Origin of the sequence: Streptomyces sp. NPDC096310, from assembly GCF_044763125.1 — a bacterium.
In the GTDB taxonomy this organism is placed as follows: domain Bacteria; phylum Actinomycetota; class Actinomycetes; order Streptomycetales; family Streptomycetaceae; genus Streptomyces.
This window is the reverse complement of record NZ_JBIWFO010000016.1, coordinates 42,379-57,358: the sequence shown is the minus strand read 5'-3', so window position 1 is coordinate 57,358 and position 14,980 is coordinate 42,379. Positions and strand designations below refer to the sequence as shown.

15 protein-coding genes are annotated in these 14,980 nt (G+C 71.6%); 12 read left to right on the top strand and 3 right to left on the bottom strand.

What is annotated here, in order from left to right; translation table 11 throughout:
• Nucleotides 1–120 precede the first annotated feature (120 nt).
• The 5 genes from ispG (at nt 121) to ACIQ7D_RS25735 (ending at nt 4,951) form a co-directional block, all read left to right on the top strand.
• Nucleotides 121–1,275, top strand: a complete 1,155-nt coding sequence (gene ispG / locus ACIQ7D_RS25755; RefSeq protein ID WP_403941428.1) for a flavodoxin-dependent (E)-4-hydroxy-3-methylbut-2-enyl-diphosphate synthase — start codon at nt 121–123, stop codon at nt 1,273–1,275.
• Between the two features lie 113 nt (nt 1,276–1,388).
• The gene (locus ACIQ7D_RS25750) at nt 1,389–1,544 is read left to right on the top strand and encodes a hypothetical protein (RefSeq protein WP_403941283.1); all 156 of its coding nucleotides are present in this window, start codon (nt 1,389–1,391) and stop codon (nt 1,542–1,544) included.
• Nucleotides 1,545–1,743: 199 nt separating this feature from the next.
• Nucleotides 1,744–2,589, top strand: a complete 846-nt coding sequence (locus ACIQ7D_RS25745) for a GNAT family N-acetyltransferase (RefSeq protein ID WP_403941281.1) — start codon at nt 1,744–1,746, stop codon at nt 2,587–2,589.
• Nucleotides 2,590–2,604: 15 nt separating this feature from the next.
• Nucleotides 2,605–3,186, top strand: coding sequence for a GNAT family N-acetyltransferase (locus tag ACIQ7D_RS25740; protein ID WP_403941280.1), 582 nt, complete (start codon nt 2,605–2,607; stop codon nt 3,184–3,186).
• Nucleotides 3,187–3,259: 73 nt separating this feature from the next.
• Complete coding sequence (locus ACIQ7D_RS25735) at nt 3,260–4,951, top strand: proline--tRNA ligase (protein ID WP_403941278.1); 1,692 nt, start codon at nt 3,260–3,262, stop codon at nt 4,949–4,951.
• A 191-nt stretch (nt 4,952–5,142) separates the two neighbouring features.
• Here the strand turns inward: ACIQ7D_RS25735 and ACIQ7D_RS25730 are convergent, their stop codons facing one another.
• Genes ACIQ7D_RS25730 through ACIQ7D_RS25720 form a run of 3 tightly spaced genes read right to left on the bottom strand, consistent with a single transcriptional unit; the run spans nt 5,143 to nt 7,344 of the window.
• Nucleotides 5,143–6,123: an aminoglycoside phosphotransferase family protein gene (locus tag ACIQ7D_RS25730; RefSeq protein WP_403941276.1), complete on the bottom strand. Its 981-nt coding sequence runs from the start codon at nt 6,121–6,123 to the stop codon at nt 5,143–5,145.
• Between the two features lie 43 nt (nt 6,124–6,166).
• Complete coding sequence (locus tag ACIQ7D_RS25725) at nt 6,167–6,589, bottom strand: ferritin-like domain-containing protein (RefSeq protein ID WP_403941274.1); 423 nt, start codon at nt 6,587–6,589, stop codon at nt 6,167–6,169.
• Nucleotides 6,586–7,344, bottom strand: a complete 759-nt coding sequence (locus ACIQ7D_RS25720) for a hypothetical protein (RefSeq protein ID WP_403941272.1) — start codon at nt 7,342–7,344, stop codon at nt 6,586–6,588. Before ACIQ7D_RS25720 ends, ACIQ7D_RS25725 begins: the two co-directional genes overlap by 4 nt.
• A 211-nt stretch (nt 7,345–7,555) precedes the next feature.
• Here ACIQ7D_RS25720 and rimP point away from each other — a divergent pair, with 211 nt between their 5' ends.
• The 7 genes from rimP (at nt 7,556) to truB (ending at nt 14,848) form a co-directional block, all read left to right on the top strand.
• Nucleotides 7,556–8,053 carry a ribosome maturation factor RimP gene (gene rimP, locus ACIQ7D_RS25715; RefSeq protein ID WP_403941270.1) on the top strand — a complete coding sequence of 166 codons (498 nt, stop codon included), beginning with the start codon at nt 7,556–7,558 and terminating at the stop codon, nt 8,051–8,053.
• Nucleotides 8,054–8,055: 2 nt separating this feature from the next.
• Entirely contained in the window at nt 8,056–9,165 is a 1,110-nt protein-coding gene (gene nusA, locus ACIQ7D_RS25710) for a transcription termination factor NusA (protein WP_403941268.1), read from the top strand.
• Between the two features lie 143 nt (nt 9,166–9,308).
• A complete protein-coding gene (locus ACIQ7D_RS25705; RefSeq protein ID WP_403941426.1) occupies nt 9,309–9,587 on the top strand; it encodes a YlxR family protein in 279 nt (92 codons plus the stop codon).
• A gap of 149 nt (nt 9,588–9,736) precedes the next feature.
• The gene (gene infB, locus ACIQ7D_RS25700; protein WP_403941266.1) at nt 9,737–12,847 is read left to right on the top strand and encodes a translation initiation factor IF-2; all 3,111 of its coding nucleotides are present in this window, start codon (nt 9,737–9,739) and stop codon (nt 12,845–12,847) included.
• A gap of 140 nt (nt 12,848–12,987) precedes the next feature.
• Entirely contained in the window at nt 12,988–13,284 is a 297-nt protein-coding gene (locus ACIQ7D_RS25695) for a DUF503 domain-containing protein (RefSeq protein WP_403941264.1), read from the top strand.
• Nucleotides 13,285–13,409: 125 nt separating this feature from the next.
• On the top strand, nt 13,410–13,952 hold the full coding sequence (gene rbfA, locus ACIQ7D_RS25690) for a 30S ribosome-binding factor RbfA (RefSeq protein ID WP_403941262.1): 543 nt from the start codon (nt 13,410–13,412) through the stop codon (nt 13,950–13,952).
• Nucleotides 13,949–14,848, top strand: a complete 900-nt coding sequence (gene truB / locus ACIQ7D_RS25685) for a tRNA pseudouridine(55) synthase TruB (RefSeq protein ID WP_403941260.1) — start codon at nt 13,949–13,951, stop codon at nt 14,846–14,848. Before rbfA ends, truB begins: the two co-directional genes overlap by 4 nt.
• Nucleotides 14,849–14,980: the final 132 nt, after the last annotated feature.

The window sequence follows — 14,980 nt, the reverse complement described above, 5'->3', positions numbered from 1 at the left end:
GCTTACCTTTGGGTGGACTTTTCGCGAGGATGTGCCGGTGTGGCACGCGGTGGCGTAATCTCGGGTGCTGGAGCCCGCCGATCTCGGGACCTTGATCCATACCTTGGGGTTGCTCAGCAGATGACCGCAATTTCTCTCGGAATGCCGTCCGTTCCGACGAAGCTCGCCGATCGAAGGGTCAGCCGTCAGATCCAGGTCGGGTCGGTGGCGGTTGGCGGGGATGCGCCGGTGTCGGTGCAGTCGATGACGACGACGCGTACGTCGGACATCGGTGCGACGCTGCAGCAGATCGCCGAGTTGACGGCGTCCGGGTGCCAGATTGTACGGGTGGCTTGTCCGACGCAGGACGACGCCGACGCGTTGGCCGTGATTGCGCGGAAGTCGCAGATTCCGGTGATCGCGGATATTCATTTCCAGCCGAAGTATGTGTTCGCGGCGATTGACGCGGGATGTGCGGCGGTACGGGTGAATCCGGGGAACATCAAGCAGTTCGACGACAAGGTGCGGGAGATCGCGCGGGCCGCGGGCGACGCGGGAACGCCGATCCGTATCGGGGTGAACGCCGGGTCGCTGGACGCGCGGCTGCTGGCGAAGTACGGGAAGGCGACGCCGGAGGCGCTGGTCGAGTCGGCGCTGTGGGAGGCGTCGCTCTTCGAGGAGCACGGTTTCCGTGACATCAAGATCTCGGTGAAGCACAACGACCCGGTGGTCATGGTCAACGCCTACCGGCAGCTCGCCGCGCAGTCCGACTACCCGCTGCACCTGGGGGTGACGGAGGCCGGTCCGGCGTTCCAGGGCACCATCAAGTCCGCGGTGGCGTTCGGTGCACTGTTGTCGGAGGGGATCGGGGACACGATCCGCGTGTCGCTGTCGGCTCCTCCCGCAGAGGAGGTCAAGGTCGGCATCCAGATTCTGGAGTCGCTGAACCTGCGGCAGCGGCGCCTGGAGATCGTGTCGTGCCCGTCCTGCGGGCGGGCGCAGGTGGATGTGTACAAGCTCGCGGACGAGGTCTCGGCGGGGCTGGAGGGCATGGAGGTCCCGCTGCGGGTCGCGGTCATGGGCTGTGTGGTGAACGGCCCGGGCGAGGCCCGTGAGGCCGATCTCGGAGTGGCGTCGGGCAACGGCAAGGGACAGATCTTCGTCAAGGGCGAGGTCATCAAGACCGTCCCCGAGTCGAAGATCGTGGAGACCCTGATCGACGAGGCCATGAAGATCGCTGAGCAGATGGAGAAGGAGGGCATCGCCTCGGGCGAGCCCGAGGTCTCGGTGAGCTGACCGCGCTCAGGGCGGCGCGCGGCCACTGCGGCTGCTCGCGCGGAGCCATGCGTGGGTGGTCCCGCGGCCCCGTCCCTCGGACGTCGGTCGCGGGGACTATGGCTGTTACGGACGTGGCATACGGAGCGTCGAGGCTGCGCCGTACGGGGCGTGGGCGCTCCGGCCCCTGGCTGGCTCTGCTGCGTACGGAGGCGGCCGCGTACACCGCGCGCTGCCCGCCGCCCCGTACGCCGCGCCAGCCCCGCCCGTACGCCGCCCGGTCCGCGTAGCTCCGTATGGCCCGCGCACCGCCTCCTACCGGCCCCGCACCGCCCCGTACGCCGCGCCCCGCGCACGGCGCCCCGTGCACGGGCGCGGCGTACGGGGCGAGGCCCGCGGTCCACAGAGCTTGTCCGCGCATGCGGGCGGCGCGTCACAGGGCCGCCGGGTACAGTGCGGAGATCGGCATACGTATGGTGAGGCCCCCTCGTGTTGACGCAGACCACCACCCGGGTCCTCGAACCCAGTGAACTCGGCGCCGCGCTCGCCATCCTGGAGAGCGAGCCCGTCGCCAACGCATTCGTCACGTCCCGCGTTCAGGTCGCCGGACTCGACCCCTGGCGCCTCGGCGGCGAGATGTGGGGCTGGTACGCGGACGGCCGGCTCCGCTCGCTCTGCTACGCCGGAGCCAATCTCGTCCCGATCTGTGCCACCCCCGAGGCCGTCCGTGCTTTCGCCGACCGCGCCCGCAGGACCGGCCGCCGCTGTTCCTCCATCGTCGGCCCCGCCGGGCCCACCGCCGAGCTGTGGCGCCTTCTGGAGCCGAACTGGGGCCCCGCCCGCGAGGTCCGCGCGAACCAGCCGCTGATGGTCACCGAGGAACTCGCCGCCCGCGTCGCGCCCGATCCCTTCGTACGCCGCATCCGCAAGGACGAACTCGAAGTGATCATGCCCGCCTGTGTGGCCATGTTCACCGAGGAGGTCGGCGTCTCCCCGCTCGCCGGCGACGGCGGACTGCTCTACCAGGCGCGCGTCGCCGAACTCGTCGGATCGGGGCGCTCGTTCGCACGCATAGAGGACGGCAGAGTCCTCTTCAAGGCCGAGATCGGCGCGGCCACCCCGCAGGCCTGCCAGGTCCAGGGCGTGTGGGTGGACCCCGAGTTCCGCGGACGGGGCCTCTCCGAGTCCGGCATGGCGGCCGTCGTACGGTACGCGCTCGCCGATGTCGCGCCCACAGTGAGCCTCTATGTGAACGACTACAACGCCCCCGCCAGAGCCGCCTACCGGCGCGTCGGCTTCCACGAAGTGGGCGCCTTCATGAGCGTGCTCTTCTGAAAGTAAGGTTCGGCCATGCCGAGCATCCCCGGGGGCGCCCCCCGTACCCCCGACGTACAGGTAGGGCCTCTCGATCTCGCCGCGCGCGTCGACGAGGCGCTCGCCGTACAGGCCCTCGCCTTCGGCCTCAGCGACGACGAGGTCGGCGTACGGCGCCACATCGTGCTCCGGCACGTGCTGCACCGCGGCTGCCGCGCGCTCGGCGCCACCACCGCGTCAGGGCGGCTCGTCGGGTTCGTGTACGGCATGCCCAACGACCGCGCCCACTGGTGGTCCACGATCGTCGAGCCCTATCTGCGCGCCAGTGGCTCCGACGGCTGGCTCGACGACTCCTTCGTGATCACCGAGCTCCATGTGCACCCCGAGTTCCAGGCACGCGGCATCGGCCGCACCCTGATCACCGCCATCACGGACACCGCCGCGCAGCCGCGGTCGATCCTGTCCGCCATCGACATCGAGAGCCCCGCCCGCAGGCTGTACCGGACCCTCGGTTACGAGGACCTCGCCCGCCGGGTCCACTTCCCCAGCGCGCCCAAGCCGTACGCCGTGATGGGAGCCCCGCTCCCGCTGCGCGGCACGGCGCGGCGCAGATACTGATTTCCGCCCGCTGGCGGACCCCGGCTAACCTCCTGGCAACACCCGAGAGAAGCAGAACGCAGGAGTGCTCCCCATGTCCCAGGTCCAGCGCATGTCCCGGTTGATGGTCAAGACCTTGCGCGACGACCCGGCGGACGCCGAGACCCTCAGCCACAAGCTGCTCGTCCGCGCCGGGTACGTCCGCCGTACGTCCGCCGGCATCTGGAGCTGGCTGCCGCTCGGCAAGAAGGTCCTCGACAACATCTCGCGCGTCGTCCGCGAGGAGATGGACGCCATCGGAGCGCAGGAAGTGCTGCTGCCCGCGCTGCTGCCCCGTGAGCCGTACGAGGCGAGCGGACGCTGGGAGGAGTACGGCGACCTGCTGTTCCGCCTCAAGGACCGCAAGGGTGCGGACTACCTGCTGGGCCCCACGCACGAGGAGATCTTCACTCAGGTCGTCAAGGACCAGTGCACGTCCTACAAGGACCTGCCGGTGATGCTCTACCAGATCCAGACGAAGTACCGCGACGAGGCGCGTCCGCGCTCGGGTGTACTGCGCGGCCGTGAGTTCCAGATGAAGGACTCGTACTCCTTCGACACCACGGACGAGGGCCTGGCCGAGTCGTACGCGCTGCACCGTGCCGCCTACCAGAAGATCTTCGCCAGGATCGGGCTCGACTTCCGCATCGTCTCGGCGGTCTCCGGCGCGATGGGCGGCTCAGCGTCCGAGGAGTTCCTGGCGCCCGCCGCGGCGGGCGAGGACACCTTCGTCGACTGCCCGGCCTGCGACTACGCCGCGAACACGGAGGCCGTCACCTTCACCGCCCCGGCGGCGGAGCCCGTCGAGCACGGCCCCGTCGAGGAACTGGACACCCCCGACACCCCGACCATCGAGACGCTCGCCGCCCACCTCGGCGTGCCGGCCTCCGCCACCCTGAAGAACCTGCTGGTCAAGGTCGACGGCGAGATCACCGCGGTCGGCGTCCCCGGCGACCGCGAGGTGGACCTCGGCAAGCTCGGCGAGCATCTGGCGCCCGCCGTCGTGGAGCTGGTGACGGCCGAGGACTTCGTGGACCGGCCGGAGCTCGTACGCGGCTACGTGGGCCCCCAGGGCCTCAAGATCCGCTACATCGCCGACCCGCGCGTCGCCGCCGGTACGGCGTGGGTCACCGGCGCCAACAAGCCCGACACCCACGCGCGCAACGTTGTCGCGGGCCGCGACTTCGAGGTCGACCAGTACCTGGACGTCGTCGTCGTCGAGGAGGGCGACCCCTGCCCCTCCTGCGGCTCCGGCCTCAAGCTGGACCGTGCGATCGAGATCGGCCACATCTTCCAGCTCGGCCGCAAGTACGCCGACACCTTCCAGCTCGACGTGCTGGGCCAGCAGGGCAAGCCGGTGCGCGTGACCATGGGCTCCTATGGCATCGGCGTGTCGCGCGCCGTGGCCGCCCTGGCCGAGCAGAGCGCCGACGCGAAGGGCCTGTGTTGGCCCAGGGAGATCGCCCCGGCCGACGTCCATGTCGTGGCGGCGGGCAAGGCGCTCCAGACGGAGCTGGCGCTGGACGTCTCCGAGCAGCTTTCGGCGGCCGGACTGCGCGTCCTGGTGGACGAGCGGCCCGGGGTCTCCCCGGGCGTGAAGTTCACCGATGCCGAGCTGATCGGTGTCCCGTACATTCTGGTGGCGGGCCGCCGCTCCGCGGAGGGCGTCGTGGAGCTGAAGGACCGCCGCACGGGGGAGCGCGAGGAGCTGACGGTCGCGGAGGCGATCGCCCGCCTGACGGCCTGAGATACGTCACCGCTTAACGCGTGCTGCGCGCCGTACGGGCCCGGCTTCCGCCCCGTACGGCGCGCAGCACGGCTGTGTACGGGGCGGGGAGCGGCCAGGTACGGGCCGCTATAGGGCGGCCCTCGCCCTATACGGTGCGTGCGCCGCGCGCGGCGGCAGTGTCGCGGCCGGCCTCGCCGCCATCGGGCGGCTCAGAGCCAGCCCGCGAACTCCAGCAGCGACTCCGCGCTCTGGCGGCGGCCCGCGGCCAGGGCGCGCGTGGCCGACTCGACCGCACGGAAGAGCGTCCAGCCGCGCAGCCGCTCCCGGTTCAGATCCAGGGAGTCTGCCAGCCGGTTGACACGTCGGCGCGCCGACGAGGCGCCTGACGAGGCCGCCACAAGGTCCTCCACGCGGTCCCGCGCCAGCCGCGCCAGATCGTAGGCGCGCTCGCCGACGACGGGCTCGGGGCCGACCGCCAGCCAGGGCGCGCGGTCGCCCGCCAGCACCTTGCCCTGACGGAACGCGCCGTGCAGCAGCAGTTCCTCGGGGGACGTGGCGCACAGTTCGTCGCGCGCGGCCAGCGCGGCGGTGACGAGCGGCGCGAGGTCCTCGTCGGACGACGCGCGCAGTCGCACCGCCTCGGCGGCGGTCCGCCCGGCCACCGTGCCGAAGCCATGACCCACAGGAGGCTCGACCCACAGCCGGCGCACCGTCCCCGCCGCTTCGAGCAGCGCCTTGGCCTCCGGCAGGGAGCGCAGCGACATCTCTGGGTGCAGACGCTCCAGGAGCAGCGCACCGTCCGCACCGTCCTCCGCCTCCGCCGCGACACCTCCGTCGCCCGGCACGGCGCCCCGTACGTCGCCGTCCGCGCCGCACGTCGCGCCCTCTGCGGCGTCGAGAAGCCGGACCGCCCCCCACCCCTGCCAGTGCGCCAGCGCCGCCCGTTCCAGCGCCGGGGCCGCGAACGGCGGCGCGAGCTTGAGCGTGGCTGGGGAGCCGTCGGACCGCCGTACGAGCAGCACCAGCCCGCTCCCGCCGCCCGGCGCGATCACCCGCTCCACTACAAGGCCTCGCCGCGCGACAGCCTCCGCCGTGAGCGCGGGAAGGCGCCCGAGCCACGCGGCCGCGGCGGTGTCCCCGGTCAGCTCGCCGAGCGTGCGCGCCAGACGCTGCGGCGGTTCGAAACCCATACGCGCGTAGATCCCTTTCGGAGCCATGGGGGACGTGCAGGGCTCACGCTCTCTCGGCGAGCCCAGGAAAGGCTACGCCGCTCCCGCGCCAGCGCACGGCACGTACCGCCGCCTCGCGCAGCGCCCCCGCCGCCTCGCGCCGCAAGGGCCCCTCCGAGGCCCTCACGAGATCCGAGTAGACGCCCGCGATCCGGTCCTCCAGCTCGGCGGCGAGCCGTTCGGCCGCGGCGCCGTCCGGCACGTCGAAGGGCAGGGCGTACGCGGCCGCCGCGACGGCGGGCCTGCCGCCCATGTCACGTACGGTGCGCGCCAGCGCGTCACGCCGGGCACGGTGCGCGGTGTACGCGGCGGTGGCCTCGGCACGGCGCGCGCGGTCGACGCGTCCGCCGACGACTCCGTAGCCGTAGACAGCGGCGTGCTCCGCGGCGAGTACGGCCTGCGCGGCTTCCAGCGCACGAGTGGTCACGGACGGGCTCCTTCCGTCAGCAGATAGGCGTGGCCCGCGCTCGCCGCGGCGAGGGAGGCCAGCAGCCGGGCGAGTTCCGGGGGCGCCTCCATCAGGGTGGCGGTGTGCGCGTCGCAGGTACGGAGCTCCGCGGCGGCCAACTCCTTGAGCGCCGCTGTGGAGTCGGCAGACACGTGGGGAACAGCGGTGACCGTGGCGTCGGCGGTGGTGGTGGAGGCAGGAGTGGCGGATGACCCTGGTGCGCCAGCCCTTGCCGATGAGCCGGGTGAGCCGGGAGAGCTGGGTGAGTCGGAGGCGCCGGATGAGTCAGACAAGTCACGCGAGTCAGGTGAGCCGGACGTGGCGGAAGGTTTTTCCGGGGCACGCGCCGCGCCCCTCTCCGTGCCGCTCACCGCCCCGCGCGCCGCGCCGCCAGCCGCGTCCCCCGACGCGCCGTCCTCCGCCCCGTACGGTGCGGAGGACGCCTTCGGTGCCTCCTCCTTGCCGGCCTCGGGCGTCAACACCGTGATCTGCCGCGCGACCGCGGCGCGCAGCGGGGCCAGCCGCGCCTCCTGTCCCGGATGGCGCTCCCGTACCGCGTCGTACCGCGCGAGCAGCGCCCGGTTGGTCTCCGCCGACCGCCGCCGCAGCGCCTTCTCCACGTGCGCCGCCCGCGCCGCGGCACCGTCCGGTCCTCCGGAGACCTGCCCGCCCGCCGGGTCCGACGAGGAGCACGCGGCGGTCAGCAGACCGGCCGTCGCGGCGCCCGTGGCCAAGAGGGCATGCCTCCGTGTCGTCCCCGTGCGCCCCACGCGTCTCTCCTCGGGCTCGTGAAGATCTCCATGATCAACGCTGGCGAGCGTACCCGCGGGTCACCCTCGGGTGGACGGCAACACCCCTTGGGACCGGATACCCTTTGATCCGACACACGACTGATCTGACACGCGACGATCCCACAACAGCACACGCGGCCGAGGAGTCACCCGGATGAGCACCACCCAGAGCGAAAGGCTGCGCGGACTGCTGGAACCGCTCGTCAGCGCCAAGGACCTGGATCTCGAAGAGATCGAAGTGTCCCGGGCCGGCAGGCGTCGTGTGCTGAGAATCGTGGTCGACTCCGACGAGGGCGTGGACCTCGACGAGTGCGCCGAGCTGAGCCGCTCCATCTCCGAGAAACTCGATGAGACGGACGCGATGGGCGAGGACGAATACCAGCTCGAAGTCACCTCCCCTGGAGCGGAACGCCCGCTGACCGAGCAGCGCCACTACCTGCGCGCCGTCGGCCGGCTGGCCCGGATCCAGCTCCACGAGGGCGGCGAAGTGGTCGCGCGCATCCTCGCCGTGGACGACGAGGGACTCGACCTCGAAGTGCCGGGCGTGAAGGGGCGCAAGCCCACCGCCCGCCGCGTCGAGTTCACGCAGATCGCCAAGGCACGCGTCGAGATCGAGTTCAACCGCAAGGACAAGAAGGAAGAGGAGGCGTAGCCGTGGACATCGATGTGAAGCTCCTGAAGGGCTTGGCACAAGAGAAGGAGATCCCCTTCGATCTGCTGGTCGAGGCGATCGAATCCGCCCTCCTCATCGCCTACCACCGCACGGACGGCAGCCACCGGCGCGCCCGCGTCGTCCTCAGCCGCGAGACCGGCCACGTCACGGTCTGGGCCAAGGAGGACCCGGCCGATCTGGAGGAGGGCCAGGAGCCGAAGGAGTTCGACGACACGCCGTCGGACTTCGGCCGGATCGCCGCCACCACCGCGCGCCAGGTCATCCAGCAGCGGCTGCGCGACGCCGAGAACGACGTCACCTTCGGCGAGTACGCGCGCCGTGAGGGCGACGTCGTCGCCGGCATGGTGCAGCAGGGCAAGGACCCCAAGAACGTCCTCGTCAAGCTGGACGACAAGCTTGAGGCCATCCTCCCGGTGCAGGAGCAGGTGCCGGGCGAGGAGTACACCCACGGGCTGCGGCTGCGTACGTACGTGGTCCGCGTGGCCCGCGGCGTACGGGGCCCCTCGGTGACGCTCTCCCGTACCCACCCCAATCTGGTCAAGAAGCTCTTCGCGCTGGAGGTTCCGGAGATCGCGGACGGTTCCGTGGAGATCACGGCGATCGCCCGCGAGGCCGGCCACCGCACCAAGATCGCCGTGCGTTCGACACGTTCCGGTCTCAATGCCAAGGGCGCCTGCATCGGCCCGATGGGCGCCCGTGTGCGCAATGTCATGGCCGAGCTGCTCGGCGAGAAGATCGACATCGTCGACTGGTCGGACGACCCGGCCGAGATGGTGGCCAACGCGCTCTCGCCCGCCCGGGTCAGCAAGGTCGAGGTCGTTGACCTGGGCGCCAGGTCCGCGCGGGTGACCGTGCCGGACTACCAGCTCTCGTTGGCCATCGGCAAGGAAGGGCAGAACGCCAGGCTCGCCGCGCGGCTCACCGGCTGGCGCATCGACATCCGTCCCGACACGGAGCAGCCGGACGACAACGGCGGCGAACGTGGCGACGACCGTCCCCGTGGCGACGACCGGCCCCGTGACGGGGTACGGGGCGGCGAACGCGGCGCGGCGCGCGGCGGCGACCGGAGCAGGGATCGCGAGCGCGGCTGATACCCATCGGTAACGATCCGGGTGTGATCTTCCGGGTGTACGGCGGTGCGATCCCGCCGTACACCGTCACGCCCTTTTGCGTACGTCAGCGTTCGAACGTTGCCCCAAAGGGGTGAGGTCGGCGCGGGGAGGTAGACTTGAACGTGTCTGGCCGGACGACCGACCGACCCTGCCCTGAGCGAACCTGCGTGGGCTGTCGGAAGCGAGCGGCCAAGAGCGATCTGCTGCGCATCGTGGCGATGGGTGAACAATGTGTTCCCGATCAACGCGGTACGCTGCCCGGCCGGGGTGCGTACACGCATCCCGCCTTGATCTGTCTCGACCTGGCGATCCGCCGCCGGGCGTTCTCCAGGGCCTTCAAGGTCCAGGGGCCGCTCGACAGCACGGAACTGCGCCGGTATGTCGAGCGGTCGGCACTGTAAGAAGAAGTACGGCACGGGACCCCGTGCGGTTCAGGTACCTCGCGAGTTGGAAGTAGGTCGAGATTGCGATGAGCACTCGATGAGTACGCGATGAGTACGCCCATGAAGTAGCGAGGGTCCGGCGGTAACCCGGACCTAAAAGGAGCGAAGTGGCTAAGGTCCGGGTATACGAACTCGCCAAGGAGTTCGGCGTGGAGAGCAAGGTCGTCATGGCCAAGCTCCAAGAACTCGGTGAATTCGTCCGTTCGGCGTCCTCGACGATCGAGGCGCCGGTCGTGCGCAAATTGACTGACGCTTTGCAGGGGCCCGGCGGCAACGCCGGCAAGTCCGCTGCCAAGCCCGGGGCGCCCCGCAGGGCGACCCCCGCAAGGCCCACCCCCCCGTCTCCGGCCTCCCCGGCCCAGGCGGCACGTCCCGCTGCCCCCAAGCCCGGTGTCCCGGCCCCCAAGCCGGCCGCCGCCGAGGCTCCCAGGAGCAGCGCCCCCTCTCCCGCGCCGAGCCCCGGCCCGCGTCCGGCTCCGGCCGCCCCGCGGCCCCCGGCCCGTCCGGCGCCCGCCGCTCCGGCGGCTCCGGAGTTCACCGCGCCCCCGTCGGCCCCGGCCGCCGGTCCTCGGCCCGGTGCCACGCCCGGCCCGCGTCCTTCCAACCGCCCCGCGGGCGGTCAGGGAGACCAGCGCCAGGGCGACCGTCAGGGTGACCAGCGCGGCGAGCAGCGCCAAGGCGGCCGCCCCGGCGGCGCGCGTCCAGGCCAGGCCCCGCGTCCCGGCGCCCGCCCCGCGGGCCCGCGTCCGGGTAACAACCCCTTCACGTCCGGCGGCTCCACCGGCATGGCGCGCCCGCAGGCGCCCCGTCCCGGCGGCGCCCCGCGTCCCGGCGGCCCCGGTGCCCCCGGCGGCCCGCGCCCGCAGGGCGCCGGTCAGGGCGGTCCCCGGCCGCAGGCCGGCCCCGGTGGACAGACCGGTGGCCGTCCGACCCCGGGCGGCATGCCGCGTCCGCAGGCCCCGCGCGCCGCGGGTCCCGGCGGTGGCCCCGGTGGTAACCGTCCGAACCCGGGCATGATGCCGCAGCGTCCCGCTGCCGGCCCGCGTCCCGGTGGTGGCCCCGGCGGTGGCCGCGGTCCCGGCGGCCCCGGTCGCCCGGGTGGCGGCGGTGGCGGTCGTCCCGGTGGCGGTGGCGGTTTCGCCGGTCGTCCCGGTGGCGGCGGTGGCGGTTTCGCCGGTCGTCCCGGTGGCGGTGGCGGTGCCCCGGGTCGTCCCGGTGGCGGTGGCTTCGGTGGCGGCGGTGGCCGTCCCGGCTTCGGCGGTCGTCCGGGTGGTCCCGGTGGTCGTGGTGGCACACAGGGCGCGTTCGGCCGCCCCGGCGGGCCCGCCCGTCGAGGCCGCAAGTCGAAGCGGCAGAGGCGCCAGGAGTACGAGGCCATGCAGGCCCCGTCGGTAGGCGGCGTGATGCTGCCGCAGGGCCAGGGCCAGACGGTCCGGCTCTCGCGCGGTGCGTCGCTCACCGACTTCGCGGAGAAGATCAACGCCAACCCGGCGTCGCTCGTCGCCGTGATGATGAACCTCGGCGAGATGGTCACGGCCACGCAGTCCGTCTCCGACGAGACCCTTCAGGTCCTCGCCGGCGAGATGAACTACGTCATCGAGATCGTCAGCCCCGAGGAGGAGGACCGCGAGCTGCTCGAGTCCTTCGACATCGAGTTCGGCGAGGACGAGGGCGGCGAGGAAGCGCTCGTGTCCCGTCCGCCGGTCGTCACCGTCATGGGTCACGTCGACCACGGTAAGACCCGGCTGCTCGACGCGATCCGCAAGACGAACGTCGTCGCGGGCGAGGCCGGCGGGATCACGCAGCACATCGGTGCGTACCAGGTCGCGACGGACGTCAACGGTGAAGAGCGCAAGATCACCTTCATCGACACCCCGGGTCACGAGGCGTTCACCGCCATGCGTGCCCGTGGTGCGAAGTCCACCGACATCGCGATCCTCGTGGTCGCGGCCAACGACGGTGTGATGCCCCAGACGATCGAGGCGCTGAACCACGCCAAGGCGGCCGACGTGCCGATCGTGGTCGCGGTCAACAAGATCGATGTCGAGGGCGCCGACCCGACCAAGGTGCGCGGTCAGCTCACCGAGTTCGGTCTGGTGGCCGAGGAGTACGGCGGCGACACCATGTTCGTCGACATCTCCGCCAAGCAGGGACTGAACATCGACAGCCTGCTGGAGGCCGTGGTCCTCACCGCGGACGCCTCGCTCGACCTGCGGGCCAACCCGGAGCAGGACGCGCAGGGTATCGCCATCGAGGCCCACCTCGACCGCGGTCGCGGCGCCGTCGCCACCGTGCTCGTCCAGCGCGGCACGCTGCGCGTAGGTGACACGATGGTCGCCGGTGACGCGTACGGCCGTGTCCGGGCGATGCTCGACGACAACGGCAACAACGTCGACGTGGCGACGCCTTCGACGCCCGTCCTGGTCCTGGGTCTCACCAACGTCCCCGGTGCCGGCGACAACTTCCTCGTCGTCGACGAGGACCGCACCGCCCGGCAGATCGCGGAGAAGCGCGCCGCCCGCGAGCGGAACGCGGCCTTCGCCCGCAGGGGTGTCCGGTTCTCCCTGGAGAACCTGGACGAGGCCCTCAAGGCCGGCCTGGTGCAGGAACTCAACCTCATCATCAAGGGCGACGCGTCCGGTTCGGTGGAGGCCCTCGAGTCCTCGCTGCTCCAGCTCGACGTCGGCGAAGAGGTCGACATCCGGGTCCTGCACCGCGGTGTGGGTGCGGTCACGGAGTCCGACATCGACCTGGCCATGGGCTCCGACGCCATCGTGATCGGCTTCAACGTGCGCGCCGCGGGGCGCGCCGCGCAGATGGCCGACCGCGAAGGCGTGGACGTCCGCTACTACTCGGTCATCTACCAGGCGATCGAGGAGATCGAAGCGGCCCTCAAGGGCATGCTCAAGCCGGAGTACGAAGAGGTCGAGCTCGGCACGGCGGAGATCCGCGAGATCTTCCGCTCGTCCAAGCTGGGCAACATCGCGGGTGTTCTCATCCGCTCCGGCGAGGTCAAGCGCAACACCAAGGCCCGGCTCATCCGCGACGGCAAGGTCATCGCGGAGGACCTCAACATCCAGGGTCTGCGCCGCTTCAAGGACGATGTCACCGAGATCCGCGAAGGCTTCGAGGGTGGTATCAACCTCGGAAACTTCAACGACATCAAGATCGACGACGTCATCGCGACGTACGAGATGCGGGAGAAGCCGCGCGGCTGACGTGCGGCAGCCGGTCCGGGGCCGGTCGACGGGACGTATTTCCGTCGATCGGCCCCGGCCGTTCCGTGTACGGTTCTTGTGTCCCTGCCAAGTGTCGGCGGGGCCTGTCGAACCCGTACCGGCGGGACATCCGGACATACATGTATGTGGGGACACTGTCCTTCGATCTGCTTCTCGGCGACGTACGGTCGTTGAAGGAGAAACGCTCCGTCGTCCGGCCGATCGTTGCCGAGCTGCAGCGGAAATTCGCGGTCAGTGTGGCGGAGACCGGAGACCAGGACCTCCATCGCAGGGCCCAGATCGGCCTGGCGGTGGTCTCCGGCGACTGGGGGCATCTCACCGAAGTGCTCGACCGGTGCGAACGGATGGTCGCCGGCCGGCCCGAGGTGGAGCTGCTGTCGGTACGGCGCCGGCTCCACGGTGACGACGAGGAATGACCCGCGCGGAAGGCGTCGTACGCCCCGTACGGTGCGCCGCACGGCGCGGGCCCGGCACCGGACACCCGGCCGGGCAGACCAGCAAGAGAACCAGCAAGAATCCCAGAAGGAAGAGTGACGGACCGGTGACCGACAACGCGCGGGCCCGCAAGCTGGCCGATCGCATCCAGGTCGTGGTCGCGGAGACCCTGGACCGGCGTATCAAGGACCCGCGACTCGGCTTCGTGACCATCACGGACGCCCGCGTCACCGGCGACCTGCGGGAGGCCACGGTCTTCTACACGGTCTACGGCGACGACGAGGAGCGCGCGGCCTCCGCGGCGGCGCTGGAGAGCGCCAAGGGCGTCCTCCGCTCCGAGGTGGGCCGCCAGACCGGCGTCCGCTTCACCCCGACGCTGGCGTTCGTCCCCGACGCGCTCCCGGACAACGCGCGCACCATCGAGGACCTCCTCGACAAGGCGCGCGCCAAGGACGCCGAGGTACGGAACGTGTCGACCGGCAAGACCTACGCGGCCGGGGCCGACCCGTACCGAAAGGCCGACGACGACGCCGACGACGGGGCCGAGGGCGGGTCAGGAAGCGACGTCGACGGCCGTACGAACGGCGGTACGGGCGGGAGTACGAACCGCGACGCGGGCGGCGACACGAACGGCGCCGCCGCGGAATGACTCAGCAGACCAAGACGCCCGACGGCCTGATCATCGTGGACAAGCCGTCGGGCTTCACCTCGCACGACGTCGTCGCCAAGATGCGAGGCATCGCCAGGACCCGACGGGTCGGCCATGCCGGCACCCTCGACCCGATGGCGACCGGCGTCCTCGTCCTCGGCGTGGAGCGTGCCACGAAGCTCCTCGGCCACCTCGCGCTGACCGAGAAGGAGTACCTCGGTACGATCCGGCTCGGCCAGGACACCGTCACGGACGACGCGGAGGGGGAGATCACCTCCGCCACCGACGCCTCCACCGTGAAGCGCGAGGCCATCGACGCCGGGATCGCCGCCCTCACCGGCGCGATCATGCAGGTACCGTCCAAGGTCAGCGCCATCAAGATCGACGGCAAGCGGTCGTACGCGCGGGTCCGCGGCGGCGAGGAGTTCGAGATCCCGGCCCGGCCGGTGACCGTCTCCTCCTTCCGGCTCTACGACGTCCGCGAAGCGGTCGCGGAAGACGGCACTCCGGTCCTCGACCTGGTCGTCTCCGTGGTCTGCTCCTCGGGCACGTACATCCGCGCCCTCGCCCGCGACCTCGGCGCCGGGCTCGGGGTGGGCGGCCACCTCACGGCGCTGCGCCGGACCCGGGTGGGCCCGTACGCGCTGGACGGCGCGCGCACCCTCGACCAGCTCCAGGAGGAGCTGACCGTCATGCCCGTCGCGGAGGCCGCCGCCGCGGCGTTCGCGCGCTGGGACGTGGACGAGAGGCGCGCGGGGCTCCTGCTCAACGGCGTACGGCTCGACATGCCCGCGTACGGCACGGGGCCGGTCGCCGTCTTCGGCCCGCAGGGCCGCTTCCTGGCGCTCGTGGAGGAGCAGCACGGCAAGGCGAAGAGCCTCGCCGTCTTCGGCTGATCCCTCGGTGTCCGCCCGGTGTCCTTCCCGGTGGACCCGCGCCGGGGGGGGGGGGGGGGGGGCCCCCCCCCCCCCCCCCCCCCCCCCCCACGCCCCCCCCCCCGACCGCCCGCCCCCGCGGCCCCCGCACCG

What these genes read in the sequence shown, in the direction of transcription:
- ispG (WP_403941428.1), top strand. Translation starts at nt 121, where the DNA reads ATGACCGCAATTTCTCTCGGAATGCCGTCCGTTCCGACGAAGCTCGCC.
- ACIQ7D_RS25740 (WP_403941280.1), top strand. Translation starts at nt 2,605, where the DNA reads ATGCCGAGCATCCCCGGGGGCGCCCCCCGTACCCCCGACGTACAGGTA.
- ACIQ7D_RS25735 (WP_403941278.1), top strand. Translation starts at nt 3,260, where the DNA reads ATGTCCCAGGTCCAGCGCATGTCCCGGTTGATGGTCAAGACCTTGCGC.
- ACIQ7D_RS25730 (WP_403941276.1), bottom strand. Translation starts at nt 6,123, where the DNA reads ATGGGTTTCGAACCGCCGCAGCGTCTGGCGCGCACGCTCGGCGAGCTG.
- rimP (WP_403941270.1), top strand. Translation starts at nt 7,556, where the DNA reads ATGAGCACCACCCAGAGCGAAAGGCTGCGCGGACTGCTGGAACCGCTC.
- ACIQ7D_RS25695 (WP_403941264.1), top strand. Translation starts at nt 12,988, where the DNA reads ATGTATGTGGGGACACTGTCCTTCGATCTGCTTCTCGGCGACGTACGG.
- truB (WP_403941260.1), top strand. Translation starts at nt 13,949, where the DNA reads ATGACTCAGCAGACCAAGACGCCCGACGGCCTGATCATCGTGGACAAG.